The 15,395-nt window shown below is 65.4% G+C and carries 10 protein-coding genes; 3 read left to right on the top strand and 7 right to left on the bottom strand.

Translation table 11 applies throughout. The features are described 5' to 3' along the window. Positions 1 to 1,005: 1,005 nt before the first annotated feature. Together ACSQ8Y_RS28865 and ACSQ8Y_RS28860 are read left to right on the top strand one after the other, a co-directional pair. The gene (locus ACSQ8Y_RS28865; protein WP_436270018.1) at positions 1,006 to 1,287 is read left to right on the top strand and encodes a DUF1778 domain-containing protein; all 282 of its coding nucleotides are present in this window, start codon (positions 1,006 to 1,008) and stop codon (positions 1,285 to 1,287) included. A 491-nt stretch (positions 1,288 to 1,778) separates the two neighbouring features. Continuing rightward, complete coding sequence (locus ACSQ8Y_RS28860; RefSeq protein ID WP_436270017.1) at positions 1,779 to 3,359, top strand: isocitrate lyase; 1,581 nt, start codon at positions 1,779 to 1,781, stop codon at positions 3,357 to 3,359. 108 nt (positions 3,360 to 3,467) lie between these two features. Here the strand turns inward: ACSQ8Y_RS28860 and ACSQ8Y_RS28855 are convergent, their stop codons facing one another. Beyond that, positions 3,468 to 6,179, bottom strand: a complete 2,712-nt coding sequence (locus tag ACSQ8Y_RS28855; protein WP_436270016.1) for a TonB-dependent receptor — start codon at positions 6,177 to 6,179, stop codon at positions 3,468 to 3,470. Between the two features lie 122 nt (positions 6,180 to 6,301). Between ACSQ8Y_RS28855 and ACSQ8Y_RS28850 the strand changes: the two genes are divergently transcribed. Continuing rightward, positions 6,302 to 6,517 (top strand): hypothetical protein, encoded by a 216-nt coding sequence (locus ACSQ8Y_RS28850; RefSeq protein ID WP_436270015.1) that lies wholly within the window; start codon positions 6,302 to 6,304, stop codon positions 6,515 to 6,517. 46 nt (positions 6,518 to 6,563) lie between these two features. Here the strand turns inward: ACSQ8Y_RS28850 and ACSQ8Y_RS28845 are convergent, their stop codons facing one another. The 6 genes from ACSQ8Y_RS28845 to ACSQ8Y_RS28820 form a co-directional block, all read right to left on the bottom strand. Beyond that, positions 6,564 to 7,724, bottom strand: coding sequence for a zinc-dependent alcohol dehydrogenase (locus tag ACSQ8Y_RS28845; RefSeq protein WP_436270014.1), 1,161 nt, complete (start codon positions 7,722 to 7,724; stop codon positions 6,564 to 6,566). A 118-nt stretch (positions 7,725 to 7,842) separates the two neighbouring features. After that, positions 7,843 to 8,922 (bottom strand): branched-chain amino acid ABC transporter substrate-binding protein, encoded by a 1,080-nt coding sequence (locus ACSQ8Y_RS28840; RefSeq protein WP_436270117.1) that lies wholly within the window; start codon positions 8,920 to 8,922, stop codon positions 7,843 to 7,845. Positions 8,923 to 9,060: 138 nt separating this feature from the next. Then, complete coding sequence (locus ACSQ8Y_RS28835; protein ID WP_436270013.1) at positions 9,061 to 9,840, bottom strand: substrate-binding periplasmic protein; 780 nt, start codon at positions 9,838 to 9,840, stop codon at positions 9,061 to 9,063. A gap of 94 nt (positions 9,841 to 9,934) precedes the next feature. Next, positions 9,935 to 11,653 carry a hypothetical protein gene (locus tag ACSQ8Y_RS28830; RefSeq protein WP_436270012.1) on the bottom strand — a complete coding sequence of 573 codons (1,719 nt, stop codon included), beginning with the start codon at positions 11,651 to 11,653 and terminating at the stop codon, positions 9,935 to 9,937. Between the two features lie 88 nt (positions 11,654 to 11,741). Further along, on the bottom strand, positions 11,742 to 14,138 hold the full coding sequence (locus tag ACSQ8Y_RS28825) for a glycoside hydrolase family 3 N-terminal domain-containing protein (RefSeq protein WP_436270011.1): 2,397 nt from the start codon (positions 14,136 to 14,138) through the stop codon (positions 11,742 to 11,744). Between the two features lie 32 nt (positions 14,139 to 14,170). Continuing rightward, positions 14,171 to 15,304, bottom strand: coding sequence for a sugar ABC transporter permease (locus ACSQ8Y_RS28820; RefSeq protein ID WP_436270010.1), 1,134 nt, complete (start codon positions 15,302 to 15,304; stop codon positions 14,171 to 14,173). Positions 15,305 to 15,395: the final 91 nt, after the last annotated feature.

The following is a 15,395-nucleotide window of genomic DNA, read 5'->3' as shown; positions in this document are numbered from 1 at the left end:
ATGCGGGGCGCCTGGCCCCGTCACTGAACACCATCACGCGGAAGTGAGCCGCTTGCCGCCTGAGGCTATGCCGTCGGCGGCGCGTCGTCACTGGCAGCACGCCGCCAGTAACGACGCGCGTGCTCGCATCCGCGACAACCAGCTTTGGTGACGCCGCTATCGCAAGGTGTGCGATGGTCACGGCGATTCGGAAGCGCCTGCGTTGGCGGTTCGTGCGCGATGCCGGCCACCAGCGATACCGCTGCTGGTGCTGCCGGCCGGTCGCGCAGAGTGCAACGCAGGGCTTTGTAGCGGCCCGCAACCACGAGGAGTTCGCGGGCCAATCCAGGCAAGGAGCTTGCCCTTGCCATGTGCGCCGTCTGGCGCTATCGGGAGCGTATGCTTCCCCGATTCTGTGGCGTGAAGCTCAGGCCACGTTGCCGTGCAATGACGGCTTAATTTGCTGGACAACTGGGACGCGCTTGGCGCCCGATACGGAGGCGGGTAACGACCGCAACGCCCATGCTCTGTGCACGGGACCACGCTCGACTGCGTGGGGGCGGGAGCGATTCCCACCACTTGAGAAACTTCATTCTATGCCGGCCGCCGGCATTTACAAGGCGTTCGCCGTGGGCGCCCAGCCTGAAAATTCCGGGCAGGGAGCACCGGCGGATGTGGCGGTATCTTTGGCGGTACTTTTAAAAAAACGGCAGAAATTTCGCTCTGTAGTTGGGTTCCGGCCAGCGCACCAGTAGGAAGAAAAAGGGTTGTATGCGCGAGCATGCAGCCCTTTTTCCATTTTTGGGACAGCTTGTGCGGTATGGGTTTCCGTCTGCACGGGAACGGCAGTTTGCTTGTCGTTTCGCATCGGCGAACCGCCTTGAAAGCGGGAACCCATGCTGAGCCCCATGTACGCCCAGCTTGGCGCCATCTATCTCGCGAGAGGCGAAAGTCGGGGCAGCGCTTTGCGTTCTGTCATCGGCGCACCGAACGAAGTGCCGTAAAATGAAGCAGGAGGAATTCACCATGCTCATCGACACCACAGCGGTTCGGCTCGACGCGGCTATCAGTCCGGAGCTACACGCATTGCTGAAGATGGCGGCCGAGCTACAGGGCCGATCCATCGACGAGTTTGTCGTCGCGGCCCTGGACAGTGCAGCCAGGCAGACGATAGCCTTGACGGACACTCTCCAACTGTCAGCCCGGGATCAGGAAAGTCTCGCCCGTGCGCTGATCGATCCCCCCCCGCTTACACAGGCAATGAAGCGCGCCATTCAGACGCATCGTAAATTGATCCGGTCTGAATGACCTCGCTGGCGTTGCGGGTCGTGCGGCTTGAAAGAGATCACGATCGCCGCCCTTTTTGTTCTGGTTCTCCTGCGTTGGACGAGTATTTCAGACAGCAGGTTGCCCAGGATGTGCGCCGCAGCGTGTTAAATTAAGCAAGACCGCACTTTATTTTTTGACATCGGCCTATCCCGTTTACTGCCCTAAAATGAGGCAGGGCGATTTTTCAGGCCGGCGCCTTTGCTTGTGCTGAAAAGCCTTTCCGTATTATGGGAAATTCGAGTAAATGCTCTAGGCCCTTCCATTCCATTTTTTGAAAATTTGTTCCACATCATGGAATTCACAGCCTAAGTCATTGAAATAAAAGGTGTCGTATATTAGTCCTATGTCTTATATAAGACTTGTATCGCTCCTCAGTTAGGCCTACTATTTAGTCATGCAGTTTGCTTCGAAAACAGACGCAGCAAGGAAACGAAACGATTAATTTTGCCTTACCAACTTAGGAGAGTCACATGTCCCAGTATCAAGACGACATCAAAGCCATCGCCAGCCTGAAAGAAACGCAAGGCAGCGCCTGGAACGCGATCAATCCGGAGTCCGCTGCCCGCATGCGCGCTCAGAACAAGTTCAAGACCGGCCTGGACATCGCCCGCTACACCGCCAAGATCATGCGCGCCGACATGGCGAACTACGACGCCGACTCCTCCAAGTACACCCAGTCGCTGGGCTGCTGGCACGGTTTCATCGGCCAGCAGAAGATGATCTCGATCAAGAAGCACTTCAACAACACCGACCGCCGCTACCTCTACCTGTCGGGCTGGATGGTTGCCGCGCTGCGTTCCGAGTTCGGCCCGCTGCCGGACCAGTCGATGCACGAGAAGACCGCCGTCTCCGCGCTGATCAAAGAGCTGTACACCTTCCTGCGCCAGGCCGACGCGCGTGAACTGGGCGGCCTGTTCCGCCAGCTGGATGCCGCCGACGGCGCCGCCAAGGCAGCCATCCAGGCCCAGATCGACGGCCACGTGACCCACGTCGTGCCTATCATCGCCGACATCGACGCCGGTTTCGGCAACGCCGAAGCGACCTATCTGCTGGCCAAGCAGTTCATCGAAGCGGGCGCTTGCTGCATCCAGATCGAAAACCAGGTGTCCGACGAGAAGCAGTGCGGCCACCAGGACGGCAAAGTCACCGTACCGCACGAAGACTTCCTCGCCAAGATCCGCGCCATCCGCTACGCCTTCCTGGAACTGGGTGTGGACGACGGCATCATCGTCGCACGTACCGACTCGCTGGGCGCCGGCCTGACCAAGCAGATCGCCGTGACCAATGAACCGGGCGACCTGGGCGACAAATACAACTCCTTCCTCGACTGCGAAGAAGTGTCGGCCGACGCGCTGGGCAACGGCGACGTCATCATCAAGCGCGAAGGCAAGCTGCTGCGTCCCAAGCGCCTGCCGAGCAACCTGTTCCAGTTCCGCGAAGGCACCGGCGAAGCGCGCTGCGTGCTCGACTGCATCACCTCGCTGCAGAACGGCGCCGACCTGCTGTGGATCGAAACCGAAAAACCGCATATCGCGCAGATCGGCGGCATGGTCAGCGAAATTCGCAAGGTCATCCCGAACGCCAAGCTGGTGTACAACAACAGCCCGTCGTTCAACTGGACCCTGAACTTCCGCCAACAGGTGTACGACACGATGAAAGCGGCCGGCAAGGACGTTTCCTCGTACGACCGCGCCAAGCTGATGAGCGTCGAGTACGACAGCACCGAACTGGCGGTCACCGCCGACGAGAAGATCCGCACCTTCCAGGCCGACGCGGCCCGCGAAGCCGGCATCTTCCATCACCTGATCACGCTGCCGACCTACCACACCGCCGCGCTGTCGACCGACAACCTGGCCAAGGACTACTTCGGCGAGCAGGGCATGCTGGGCTACGTGGCTGGCGTGCAGCGCAAAGAGATCCGTCAAGGCATCGCTTGCGTCAAGCACCAGAACATGTCCGGCTCGGACCTGGGCGACGACCACAAGGACTACTTCAGCGGCGAAGCTGCGCTGAAGGCGGCCGGTAAAGACAACACCATGAACCAGTTCTAATACCGGACTGCTTCAATGAAAAACCCCAGGAGCCAGCGATGGCTCCTGGGGTTTTTTGCCGTTCAACGCCGGCACCAACGGGACCGGAGATCGTAATCCGTCAGGCTGCTAGCGGAACGCGTAGCTGGCGCTGGCGTAGAAGCGCCGGCCGCGCGGGTCGGTATAGGTCGGGTCGTAGCCGGAGATGAAGTAGTAGGCCTGGTTCGAGTAGGGCGGGCTCTTGTCGAACAGGTTCTGCACGCCCACGCGCAGTTTGAGCTCCTTGCTGAACGCGTAGGCGCCCGACATGTCCCACAGCGAGTACGTTTTCACCCGGTTGGCCGCGACCACGCTGCCGTCATCGATGTTGATGGCGGAGTTCTGGTCTTCGTAGCCGCTGGAGTAGGTGTTCTGCAAATTGGCCGACAGCGCGCCTTGCTCCCAGTCGAAGCTCACCGTGTGGCGCCAGCGCTGCACCACGCTGTCAGTGACGAACTTGTTCAGGTTGCTGACGTAGGCGTCGCCCGGGCTGTTCTGGATCTTCGAGCTGAGCACATAGGTGCCGTTCAGGCGGGCGCCGAATTTGCCCACCGGCGTGGCCATGCCGCGCAGGTCCAGCGCCAGGTCCAGGCCCTTGGCCAGCTGTGCACCGCGGTTCTCCTTGCGCAGTTCGATGTACTCGATCAGGCCGTCCTCGTCGCGGTGCACCAGGCTGCCGTACTTGGCCAGGTTGCCGAGGATGATGTCGTCGCCGATTTCGCTGATCAGGTCCGTGCGCTTGATGTTCCAGTAGTCCAGCGTGACGTTGACGCTGCGGCTGGGCGCGAACGCGGCGCCGAGCGAGAACTGGCGGCTGCGTTCGGGCTTCAGCTTGGCGTTGCTGTAGCGCCGCGTGTCCCAGTTGTCGGCGCAGTCCGAGTAGTTGTTGTCCACCTCGGCGCAGTAGACCGGGTCGGGCAGCGTGGCCGTCATGCTGTAGACGGTGGGGCGGAACAGGTCCGTCATCGACGGCGCGCGGAAGCCGCGTCCGGCCGAGCCGCGCAGCAGCAGCGCGTCGGTCGGGCGGTAGCTCAGTCCCAGCTTGGGACTGGCCGACCCGCCCACCACCTGGTAATGGTCGTAGCGCGCCGACAGCTGCGCTTCCCACTGCTTGCTGAAGGGGACCAGCACTTCGCCGTACACGGCGGCGATGTTGCGCTTGTCGCTGGTGGCCCTGCCGCCTTCTGGCGCGGCGTCGTTGTTGATGTTGTCGCTCAACAGCAGCGCCGACGGCGTGAAGTCGGTGCGCTCGCGGCGCGCCTCGCCGCCCACGGCCAGCGCCAGGTTGCCGCCGGCCATGGGCATCAGCGCGCGCGAGAACTTGAAGTCGAAGGAATCCATGATGCCGCGCGCGTGGCGCACGTCGTCGTTTACCTGGATGCTGTCGAGCAGCGCCACGCCGGCCGCGCCGGAAGGGCCGAATGGGTTGATGCGGCCATCCGCTATGCCTGCCAGCAGTTCGTTGTAGAGCACATAGCCGTGCGTGTCCTTGTCCTTGACGGTGTTGGTGCTGTGGTTCAGCGCCACGTCGTAGTCCCAGCCGCCGACCACGCCGGTCAGGCCGGCCACCACGCGCACGCCGTCGCTGGTCAATTCGCTGGTGCGCCGTCCCGCCTCGTTCAATCGCATGCGCAGCACCAGCTCGCCGGGCACGTCGTCGTCCAGCTGATCGAGCCCGGTGTTGGCCAGTTGCGGCACCTTGCGGTAGTCGATGAAGCCGGTCACGCGTGCCGACGAGCCGACATAGTGCGTTTTCGCGCGGCTCAGCGCCGCCTCGGCGTAGAGCTGGTGGCCGCCGTCCAGTTTCAGCACGCCGCGCGTCAGGAAGCTGGCTTTTTCGGACTTGGGATAGAGCTCGGTGTCGCCCATGTAGTTGTAGGTGCAGGCGTCCACGCCGCCGGTGCCGTTGGGCAGGTAGACATTGGCCGGCGGCGCGCAGCCCGGCACGGACAGGTTGATCTGGCGGTTGTTGATGGGCTTGCCGTTGAGGGTGAAGCCGATGTCCTGCAGGTGGTCGCGCTGGGCCGACGAGAGGCGGATGTTGGCCGGGCTGGTGAAGCTGGACAGCAGATGGCCGAGGCGCTGCTCGATCTGCAGGCCGGGAATGAAGCCGCGCTGCGAAGTGCTGAGCGCGTCGGTGCGCTGGTAATCGAGCACGCCGAACACGTTGTAGCCGTCGCGCGCCAGGTCGCCCGTGCCGGCGCTGATGCTGGCGGTGCGCTTGCCGGCGCCGCCTTCCCTGGCCTTGCCGGCGTAGGCGTTCAGTTCCACGCCCTGGAAATCCTTGCGGGTGATGAAGTTGACCACGCCGCCGATGGCGTCGGTGCCGTACAGCGAGGAGGCGCCGTCCAGCAGCACTTCCACGCGCTGCAGCGCGGCGGCGGGGATGTTGTTCAGGTCGACGCCGCTGTCGTCGCCGGGCGAGGCGAAGTTGGCCATGCGGCGGCCGTTCAGCAAGATCAGCGTGGAGGAGGTGCCGATGCCGCGCAGGTTGGCGCTGTTGAAACCGCGCTGGTCGCCGCCGACGTTGATGCTGGCGCCGTCGGTCAGCCCGCCGACGTTGGCGGACACGCGCGCCATCAGCTCGGCGGCCGTGGTGACGCCGGCCTTTTCGATCTCGGCGCGGGTGATGATCTGCACCGGCAGCGAGGTTTCCGCCTCCAGGCGCTTGATGGCCGAGCCGGTGATTTCCACCGTCGGCATGCCTTGCTGCTGCGCCCACGCGTTGCTGCCGCCCAGCGCGGCGCCGGCCAGTATTACGTTGCGGACCGCTCGCGCGGCCGTTTTCATCCTGATAGTCATTAGCTCTCCATTGGTTTGCCGCCATTGTTGGCTAATTCTTCAGCGGGCACAAGGAGCATGCTGGCAGTGTTGCCAATTTGTATCTTGCGCCAAGGATGACGCCGCTGTTTTAGACTGCGGACATGAGCAGACGCGTGGATGTAACAACGGCGGAGAAAATTTCCGTCGCATTGCTGACCCGGGCCGCCTTCGGGATCGGCACGGCGCTCAACTACGCCGAATTGTCCGGCTTGTCCAAGCCGCTGATCTGCGCGGTGCTGGCGCGGCCGCTGTCCGACGTGCGGACCTATACCGCCTTGCTGACCGGGCAGAACGACCGCCGCGGCCACGCGCGATAGGGACGGAACCTGGCGAAATTTGGAAGGGCCTGGCGCGGCCCCGGCGTCAGGGCCGCAGCACGATCTTGCGGCAGTTGTCTTCCTTCCTGTCGAACATGCGGTAGCCCTCGGCGGCCTGCTCCAGCGCCAGCCGGTGCGAGACGATCACTTCCGGATGCAGCTTTTCCTCCTCGATAAAGCGCAGCAGCTCGGGCATGTAGTGCTGCACGTGGGTCTGGCCGGCGCGCACGCTGAGCCCTTTCTCGAAGATGTCGCCGAACAGGAAGCCGTGGATGAAACCGGAATACACGCCCGGCACGCTGACCGTGCCGCCGCGCCGCACGGCGGCGATGCACTGGCGCAGCGCCTTGCCGCTGCTGCCTTCAAGCTTCAGGTTGGTCAGCGCCGTCTCCAGCGCGCTGCCTTTCGCTTCGAAGCCCACCGCGTCGACCACGCCGTCCACGCCCCGGAAGCTGGTCGCTTCGATGATGGTTTCGGCGGCGTCCACCTCGTCGAAATTGATCGGGATCACGCCGTAGGTGGCGCGCGCGAACTCGAGCCGGTAGGGATGGTGGTCAACCATGAAGATGCGCTCGGCGCCCAGCATGCGCGCGCACGCCGCCGCCATCTGCCCCACCGGCCCGGCGCCGAAAATGGCCACCGTCGCGCCGCGCGTGATGCCCGCGTTGAGCACGGCCTGGTAGCCTGTCGGCAGTATGTCGCTGAGGAAGAGCACCTTCTCGTCGGCCAGCGCGTCCGGGATCTTGATGGGGCCGACGTTGGCCTTGGGCACGCGCACGTACTCGGCCTGGCCGCCCGGCACGCCGCCGTACAGGTGGCTGAAGCCGAACAGCGCCGCGCCGGAGCGCAAGTCCTTCCTGTTCATGATGGCGCCCCGGTCAGGGTTGGTGGTTTCGCACGCGGAGTACAAATGCATGTCGCAAAAGAAGCAGCTGCCGCAGGCGATGACGAAGGGCACCACCACGCGGTCGCCCTTGCGCAGCCTGGTCACGGCCGGCCCGGCCTCGGCCACCACGCCCATGAACTCGTGACCCATGATGTCGCCTTCCTTCATGCCGGGCACCTTGCCCCGGTAGAGATGCAGGTCCGAACCGCAGATGGCGGTGGCGGTGATTTTCAGGATGATGTCGTCCGGCTCCTCGATGATGGGATCGGGGACGGTGTCGACCTGGACGTCGTGGGCGGAGTGGTAGACGAGCGCGCGCATGGGAGTCTCCTGAGCGGTGTAGGCGTTCAGGGTAGTGCGGCTTTTGGAAGGCGGGGAGCGGTGTTCTGCTGAATCCACGGTAGGACTTGACCTACACCGGCTCCCTTGCTGCGGCTGCTCAGTAGCTGGTGACCGGCACAGGCTGCCCGCCCTTGAAGGTGAAGATCGTCACCGGCGATTCCTTCATGTCGCCCTTGGCGTCGAAGGCGTAGGTGCCGGCCACGCCCTTGTAGGCGGTCGACGAGATCACCGCGCCGACCTTGGCCGGATCGATCGAGTTCGCCTTCTGCATCGCTTGCGCATACATCATCGTGGCGTCGTAGTAGGACGCCGCGTAGACGTCGGCGTCGCGGTTGTAGCGCTTCTTGAACGCCGCCTTGAACACCGGACCGCTGGCGGCCTTGTCCAGGATGGCGCCGCCCTGCGAACACAGCACGTTGTCGCCCACGGCGTCGCCGCCGAGTTTGCCCATTTCGGCGGTGCAGATGGTGTCGCCGCCCAGCAGCTTGGCATTGATGCCCAGCTGCTTCATCTGGCGCGCCATCGGTGCGCCCTGCGGCGCGTAGCCGCCGAAGAAGACCGCTTCCACCTTCTTCGCTTTCAGCTTGGTCAGGATGGCGGTGAAGTCGAACGCCTTGTCGGTGGTGAACTCGTGGCCGGCCACGGTCATGCCGGAGGCCTTGGCCTGCTTCTTGAATTCCTCGGCCACGCCCTGGCCGAAGGCGGTGCGGTCGTCGATCACGGCCACGTTCTTCAGCTTGAGTTCCTGCGCGGCGTACATCGCCATCTTCGAGCCGAGCTGGGTGTCGCTGGCGTTCACGCGGTACAGGCCCTTGTAGCCCTGCTGCGTGATCTTCGGGTTGGTGGCGACGGTGGCGAACAGGACGCCGGCGTCGTTGTAGGCGCGCGAGGCGGGTATGGCCACGCCGGAGTTGTAGGGGCCGACCACGTATTTGATGCCGCTGTCGATGAATTTCTGCGCCACCTGCACGCCGGCTTTCGGGTCGCCCTGGTCGTCCTCGGACTGCAGTTCGAATTTGATCTTTTTCCCGCCGACGGTGATCGGCTTGGCGTTGAGTTCCTCGACTGCGAGGCGGGCGCCGTTCTCGTTGTCCTTGCCGGAAAACGCCTGGGCGCCGGACAAGGGGCCGCTATGGCCGATTTTGACGATGGTCTCTTGTGCCGCCGCGCTACCCATGGCGCTTATGGCGCCCAGCAGGGCCAGCGCGCCCGTGGTCAGTTTCAAATTCAATTGCGTCTCCTTGTGGTCGATGTGCGGTTGCATTATCGCCAAGTGGGCGGGGCAGGGCAACTGAAACTTGCCGGGCCGTTTTCCTCAGCGCTGCGCCACTTTACGTTGCCGGGCCAGGGCGCCGTTGATGCGCTCGATCAGGCCGTCGTCATGCGCGCGCGCGACGGCGAAAAACTGGCCGGTGTCCGCATGCAGTGGCTTGGGCCGCACGCTCAGGGTGACGCCGGGCGGCACGGACAGGTCCTTCAGGTAGGGCTGGATGAAGGTTTGCAGCTGGGCTTCGATCTCGGGCTGGCTTTCGCCGCTGGGCTGGTACAGCAGCACGGCGTCCACCCGTTTGAGCAGCAGGCGCTGCAAGCGCGTGGCGCGCGAGGCGATTTCGTCGTCCACCCGGAACAGCTTGTTGCGCTCGCGTTCGAACTCGTCGCCATAGCTGTAGCCGCGCACGGCGCCCAGGGTTTTGCCGCGCAAATCCTGGATGCCCTGGAAGGGGAAGGTGGCGTCGCTGCGGGTCACCAGCCACAGCGTGTTGCTGGATGCGGCGTCGGAGTAGTGCAGTTCGCGCAGGCGGTCGGCGGTTTTCGGCAGGCCGAAAATCAGGCCTGTGCCGTTCAGGGCATTGCGCTCGGCGCGCGGCCAGGGATAGATTTTGATCTCGAAGCGGATGTTCAGCTCCTGCTCCAGATAGTCGAACAGCTTGCGGCGCCAGGGCGGCAGCGGTTTCTGCTTACCCTTGGCGTCGAGCGTGTCGCCCAGTAGCAGCGTCACCGTCTGCGGCGCGGAGTGCGCCGCCGGCAGGCGCATGGCCTGGCTGGCTAGCAGGGCGCAACTCAGCAGGAAAGCGCGTTTGCTGGTATTCGGCATGCGGGGCGCTCGCGTGGTCGATTGAAGGTCAATTGATGGTCGATTATTGCAGAAAACCCCCAGGGTGGTCGATTCGGGCGATGGAGGCGGGCCTTCATCGTTGCGTGCGCGCCGTGTCGCCGCCGCCGATGTCGGCTGGCTGCACGGGCGTGACCGCGCTGGCTGGCGCTACCGGGGCGACGCGGTCGGCACGGAGCTGGGGCGGGCCGGGGTGGGCGCCCGCTGCGGCGGCCATGTTGGCGGCGCCGTAGGCGGCGATGGCGGCGGCGAGAGCCGGATCGGCAGCGTTGGGCGCCTGCGGCCGGTTGGCGGCTTGGGCGGCGGCTGCGCGCTGTTGGGCGGCAAGTTGGGCGGAGGCCTGGGCAGCGGCATCGGCTGCGGCTTCGGCAGCTTCGGCGGACGCGCTGGCGCCCGCTGCCAATGTGGCGGCCTGCTCGGCCTGGGTCCTGAACGCGGCTTGGCGGGTGGCGGGCTGGCCGGGCAGGTTTTGCGCAATAGCAGTCTGGGCACGGGCGGTTTGCTGTTCGGCTGCCAGGCGGGCCTCGGCGGCGCGCTGGGTGGCGGGGGCGGCTGCGTTGGCCTGGTCTTCGGGCAGCGTCGCGCGCGCCTGGCTTTCGGTGGCCAGGCGGTCGGATTCGGTGCGCTGCGCCGAGAGGCGGGCGGCCTCCGTTGCGGTGTCGCGCGGCCGGGTTGCCGCTTGCTGGCGCTGGACGGCAACGCGTTCGTTGTCGAGACGGTCGTTCAGGATGGCCTGCGCCGTGGCGGCGTCCTCGCGCTGTTGGGCCAGCCGTTCGTTCTCCATGCGGTCCGCCAGCGCTGTGGCCGCGAGGTCTTCTTCCACTGTGCTGTTGAGCTGACGCTCTTGCGCCGCGCGGTTCGCGGCCAGCCGCCCGGCCTGCGTTTCGTCGAGCGCACTCCTGCTCTGCTCAGCCAGCGCCTGGCGCGCGGCATCAAGCTGCTGCTGGCGCAGCAGCTCGGTTTGCGTCTGCGCGAGCGTATCAGCTGGCGCCGCGCCGGAACTGGCCGGTTCGGTGGACTGGGCGATGGCGTCACGCAGCGCCTGGTCAGCCAGCCTGGTTTGCGATGCGGCTGTCGCCGGCTGCAGGTCGCCACTCTCGCCGTTGCTCAGCGCAGCTTCCGCAGAGGCGGCGGCTGCGGCGGCTGCAGCTTCGCCATTGGCGGCTATCGCGCTGGCCTGGCGTGCAAGGGTGCTGCCAAGAGCGCTGAACTGGTCGTTGGTGCGCGTCAGCAGGTCCAGCGTCCCTTCCCGGTCGATATTGAAAGCGGCCGCCAGCACCTGCTCGTCCACGTTCAGGATATCGGCGGCCGAAGCCGGCGCCAGCGGATCGAGGGTGATGCCGATTCCGGCCAGCGTGCCCGCCGTCAGCGGGCCGCCGCGGCCTGCGGCGGCGCCTTGCCGGCGCAGCGTGTCGAGCAGGCTCTCGGTCAGCGTGCTGCCGCTGCCGTCAGCATTGGTCAGCAGCGGCGTCAGGTCCGTCGAGGCGGCCGGCAACTGGTTGAATGACAGCCGCAGGTTGCCGGCGGCCTCGCTCAGCAGCAGCAACTGCGCGGCGGTCGGCTCGGGCGCGTCGGGTGTGCCCTGCAGTTCCAGCAGCTGCCTGCGCGTCAGCCCCACGGTGGAGATGAACTGCGCCAGGTCGGAGAACTCGACAGTGGCGGCGGGGGACAGGGAAATGGCGGTGGCTGCGGTAGCCGCGTCGGCGGCATTGGCCGCGTCAACGGCGCTCGCGGCGGCGGCTTGCTGGACAGGCGGAACGGCGTTGGATTCCGCGTTCGAAACAGGGGGGAGCATGGCGGCACTTTCAAGGGGATGGTCCCGCCGAGGATGCGCCCTTGCGCCGCCGCTGTCTGTGAGCTGGCGAACACAAGGGCGGCTTGCTTCAGCTCACCATCAGTTTCACCGATTTCAACTCCGCGCTGTTCGGGCCCGCGTGGATGGTGAACGACCCCGGCTCGACCACGCGCTTCATCTCCATGTTGTAGAACCACAGGTCGGACGGCTTGATGTCGAACGTCAGCGTGCGCGATTCGCCCGGCGCCAGCGTCACGCGCTTGAAGGCCTTCAGTTCCAGCACCGGCCGCGTGACGGAACTGACGTCGTCGCGGATGTAGATCTGCACCACTTCATCGCCCGCCACGGCGCCGGTGTTGCGCACGTCCACCAGCACTTGCGTGGCGTCGCCAACGCGGATGGCCGCTTTCGACAAGCGCGGCTCGGAAATCGCAAATGTCGTGTAGCTGAGGCCAAAACCGAAGGGATACAGCGGTTTGGTGGAGCCGTCGATATAGCCGCGCCGCGCCGACGGCTTGTGGTTGTAGAAGATGGGCAGCTGGCCCACGCTGCGCGCGATCGACACCGGCAGCTTGCCGCCCGGGTTGGCACGGCCGAACAGCAGGTCCGCCGCGGCGTGGCCGGTTTCCTGGCCCAGGTACCAGCCTTCGATCAGCGCCGGCGCGCGCTCGGCCAGCAGGTTGACCGACAGCGGCCGGCCGTTCAGCAGGAACACCACGGTGGGTTTGCCCAGGTCGAAGATGGCTTTCGCCAGGTCGTTCTGCTGGCCCAGCATGTCCAGCGTCTCGCGGTCGCCCAGGTGGGTGTCGGCCCAGGCTTCGCGGCTGGTCTGCTCGTTGTCGCCCAGGACCATGATGATGGTGTCGGCCGTCCTGGCCGCCTCCAGCGCCTCGGCGATCAGCTGCGCGTTCTTTTCCTTCGGGGTGAAGTCGATCTTGTCCGCGCCCCATACCCGGCTTTCGGTGATGCGCACGCCCTCGGCGTAGGCCAGCGCGAAGCCTTGCGCTTCGCTTTCCGCCTTCAGGCCTTCGTAGATGGAGACCACGTGGCGCGGCACGTCCGAATAGCCGCCGATGGGCGTGTCCTTGGCGTGGGTGCCCAGCAGCAGCACCTTGCCCACTTTTTTCGGGTCGAGCGGCAGCACGCCCTTGTCGTTTTTCAGCAGCACCGCGCAGCGGCGCGCCGTCTCGCGCGCCAGCGCCACGGCGTCCGGCGTGGCGGTCAGCTGGTCCGCAATGCCCGCGTCCACATACGGGTTCTCGAACAGGCCGGCGTTGAATTTGAGCTCCAGGATGCGGGCCACCATGGCGTCGATCTCCGCCATCGAGACGCGCTTCTCCTTCACCAGCGCGGCCAGTTCCTTGTAGCCGAAGCCGTCCGGCGTTTCGATGTCCACGCCGGCCTTGATGGCGCGCAGCGCCGCCTCTTTGGCGTCGGCGGCCAGCTTGTGGCGCGTGACCAGTTCCTTGATGCCGAAGTAGTCGGACACCATCAGCCCCTTGAAGCCCCATTCCTCGCGCGTGACCTTGTGCAGCAGCCAGCGGTTGGCGTGCGAGGGCACGCCGCCGATCTCGTTATACGAGGGCATGATGGCGGCGACGTTGGTCTCCTTCACCAGCTTTTCGAACGGCGGGAAGAAGTCCTCGCGCAGCGTGCGCTCGGTGATCTCGGCCGGCCCGATGTTGGTGCCGCTTTCCGGCTGGCCGTGGCCCGTCATGTGCTTGAGCGTGGTGTAGACCTTGTCCCTGGCCAGCTGCTTGCTCTCGCCCTGGAAACCCAGCACGGCGGCCTTGCCGATCTCGCCGCACAGGTGCGGGTCTTCGCCGTAAGTCTCCTCGATGCGGCCCCAGCGCGGTTCGCGCGCCACATCCACCACCGGCGCCAGCGCGAAATTCGAGCCCCGCGCGCGCATCTCGCGCGCCGCCACGCCGTACACCTTGCGCACCATGTCCGGATCGAAGGACGAGGCCAGCGCGATCGACTGCGGGAAGCTGGTGGCGTCGCGCGCGGCGTAGCCGTGCAGCGCTTCCTCGTGCGTAAACATCGGGATGCCGAGACGGGTCTGCTCCATCGCCCACTTCTGCGCCGCGTTCACATAGGTCGCCGTTTCCAGTGCGTTGCGGTTGACGCGGCGGCCGCTGTCGCCTGCGGCGCCGTCCGGCGCGGCGTCGCCCTGGCGGTCGGACGGGCGGCCCAGCATGCCGATGCCGTGCGGGTGCAGCTGGCTGGCCTTGGCGGGCGAGAATTCGCCGCCATCTTCTATCCTTCTCTTGTCGTACCAGACGCATTGCATCTGCTCGATTTTTTCCTCCAGCGTCATGCGGCCCAGCAGGTCCTGCACGCGCTTGGCCACGGGGGCGGCCGGGTTCTTGTACAGCGGGCCCGCCGCCGCCGCGAATGCCATTGGCGCGGGCAGGGCGGCCATGCCGGCCAGGCCGCCCACCGTGGAAAGGAATTGCCTGCGCTTGTATGTCGGTTTGTTCATCACAGTGTTGTATCCGTCGTTGTTATAGTTTTTTAGCGTTTGCCGGAGCGCGTGCTGACGTCGATCCACACGGCCAGCGTGAGGATGAAGCCCTTGACGATCATCTGCCAGTAAGTGTCCACGTCGAGCATGGACATGCCGTTATCGAGGCTGGCCATCACCAGTGCGCCGATCAGCGCGCCGTACACGGTGCCGGAACCGCCGCGCATCGACGTGCCGCCGATGAAGCAGGCCGCGATCGCATCGAGTTCGCCCGAGGTACCGGCCGAAGGCGAGCCGGCAGCCAGGCGCGCGGTGTTGATCACGCCGGCCAGCGCGCACATCAAGCCCATGATGCCGAAGATCCACAGCTTGACCGCCTTCACATTGATGCCGGACAGCCGGGTCGCCTCCATATTGCTGCCCACCGCGTAGACGCGGCGGCCGAACACGGTCTGCGTGGTCATGTAGGTGAAGATGCCCAGCAGCGCGAGCAGCAGCAGCACCGGCAGCGGAATGCCCTCGTAGGAATTGAGCGTGACGACGAAGGCGGCCACGATGGCGCCGATGGCCGCGACCTTGGCCGCGTCGCGCCACAGCGGTGCCGTCTCCAGGCCGTGCAGCGCGCGGTTGCGGCGCTGCTGCCAGGTGAGGGCGATCGCGATGGCGAACAGGGCGAGGCCGAGCAGCACGCCCAGCTGCGCCGGCAGATAGCCCTGGCCCAGGTAGACCAGGTCGTCCGACACCGGCGCCACGGTGGTGCCGCCGGTTACGCCGAGCACGATGCCGCGATAGGCCAGCATGCCGCCCAGGCCGACGATGAAGGAGGGGATGCTGAGGTAGGCCGTCAGGTAGCCGTTGAACAGGCCGATGAGCAGGCCGAAGGCCAGCACCAGCAGCAGGTTGAGGGGCAGCGGCAGATGGTGCGTCACGTCCAGCACGGCGGCGACGCCGCCCAGCAGGCCGAGCAGCGAGCCGACCGAGAGGTCGATCTCGCCGGCGATGATCACCAGCGACATGCCGCAGGCGACGATGCCGGTGATGGCCATCTGGCGCATCAGGTTCGACAGGTTGCGCGGCGAGATGAAGCCGCCGTCGGTCTTCATGCTGAAGTAACCCCAGATCAGCGCGATGGCGATCAGCAGGGCCAGCATCTTGTACTGCGTGAATAGCTTTTTGATGTTCATGGCTTGTCTCTTGTTTTGTCGGCGGCGCCTGGCGGGTCGCGCTTCGCTAACCCGTCCTACGGTGCCTCGTCGATTCATGTAGGGCGGGTTA

Origin of the sequence: Pseudoduganella sp. LjRoot289, from assembly GCF_964252925.1 — a bacterium.
In the GTDB taxonomy this organism is placed as follows: Bacteria; Pseudomonadota; Gammaproteobacteria; order Burkholderiales; family Burkholderiaceae_D; genus Rugamonas.
This window is presented reverse-complemented; position numbering and strand designations above follow the sequence as displayed.

Coding starts and splice junctions, on each gene's coding strand:
- ACSQ8Y_RS28830 (WP_436270012.1), bottom strand. CDS start 11,653: ATGCTCCCCCCTGTTTCGAACGCGGAATCCAACGCCGTTCCGCCTGTC.
- ACSQ8Y_RS28865 (WP_436270018.1), top strand. CDS start 1,006: ATGCTCATCGACACCACAGCGGTTCGGCTCGACGCGGCTATCAGTCCG.
- ACSQ8Y_RS28855 (WP_436270016.1), bottom strand. CDS start 6,179: ATGACTATCAGGATGAAAACGGCCGCGCGAGCGGTCCGCAACGTAATA.
- ACSQ8Y_RS28845 (WP_436270014.1), bottom strand. CDS start 7,724: ATGCGCGCGCTCGTCTACCACTCCGCCCACGACGTCCAGGTCGACACC.
- ACSQ8Y_RS28850 (WP_436270015.1), top strand. CDS start 6,302: ATGAGCAGACGCGTGGATGTAACAACGGCGGAGAAAATTTCCGTCGCA.
- ACSQ8Y_RS28820 (WP_436270010.1), bottom strand. CDS start 15,304: ATGAACATCAAAAAGCTATTCACGCAGTACAAGATGCTGGCCCTGCTG.
- ACSQ8Y_RS28840 (WP_436270117.1), bottom strand. CDS start 8,922: ATGGGTAGCGCGGCGGCACAAGAGACCATCGTCAAAATCGGCCATAGC.
- ACSQ8Y_RS28835 (WP_436270013.1), bottom strand. CDS start 9,840: ATGCCGAATACCAGCAAACGCGCTTTCCTGCTGAGTTGCGCCCTGCTA.
- ACSQ8Y_RS28860 (WP_436270017.1), top strand. CDS start 1,779: ATGTCCCAGTATCAAGACGACATCAAAGCCATCGCCAGCCTGAAAGAA.
- ACSQ8Y_RS28825 (WP_436270011.1), bottom strand. CDS start 14,138: ATGAACAAACCGACATACAAGCGCAGGCAATTCCTTTCCACGGTGGGC.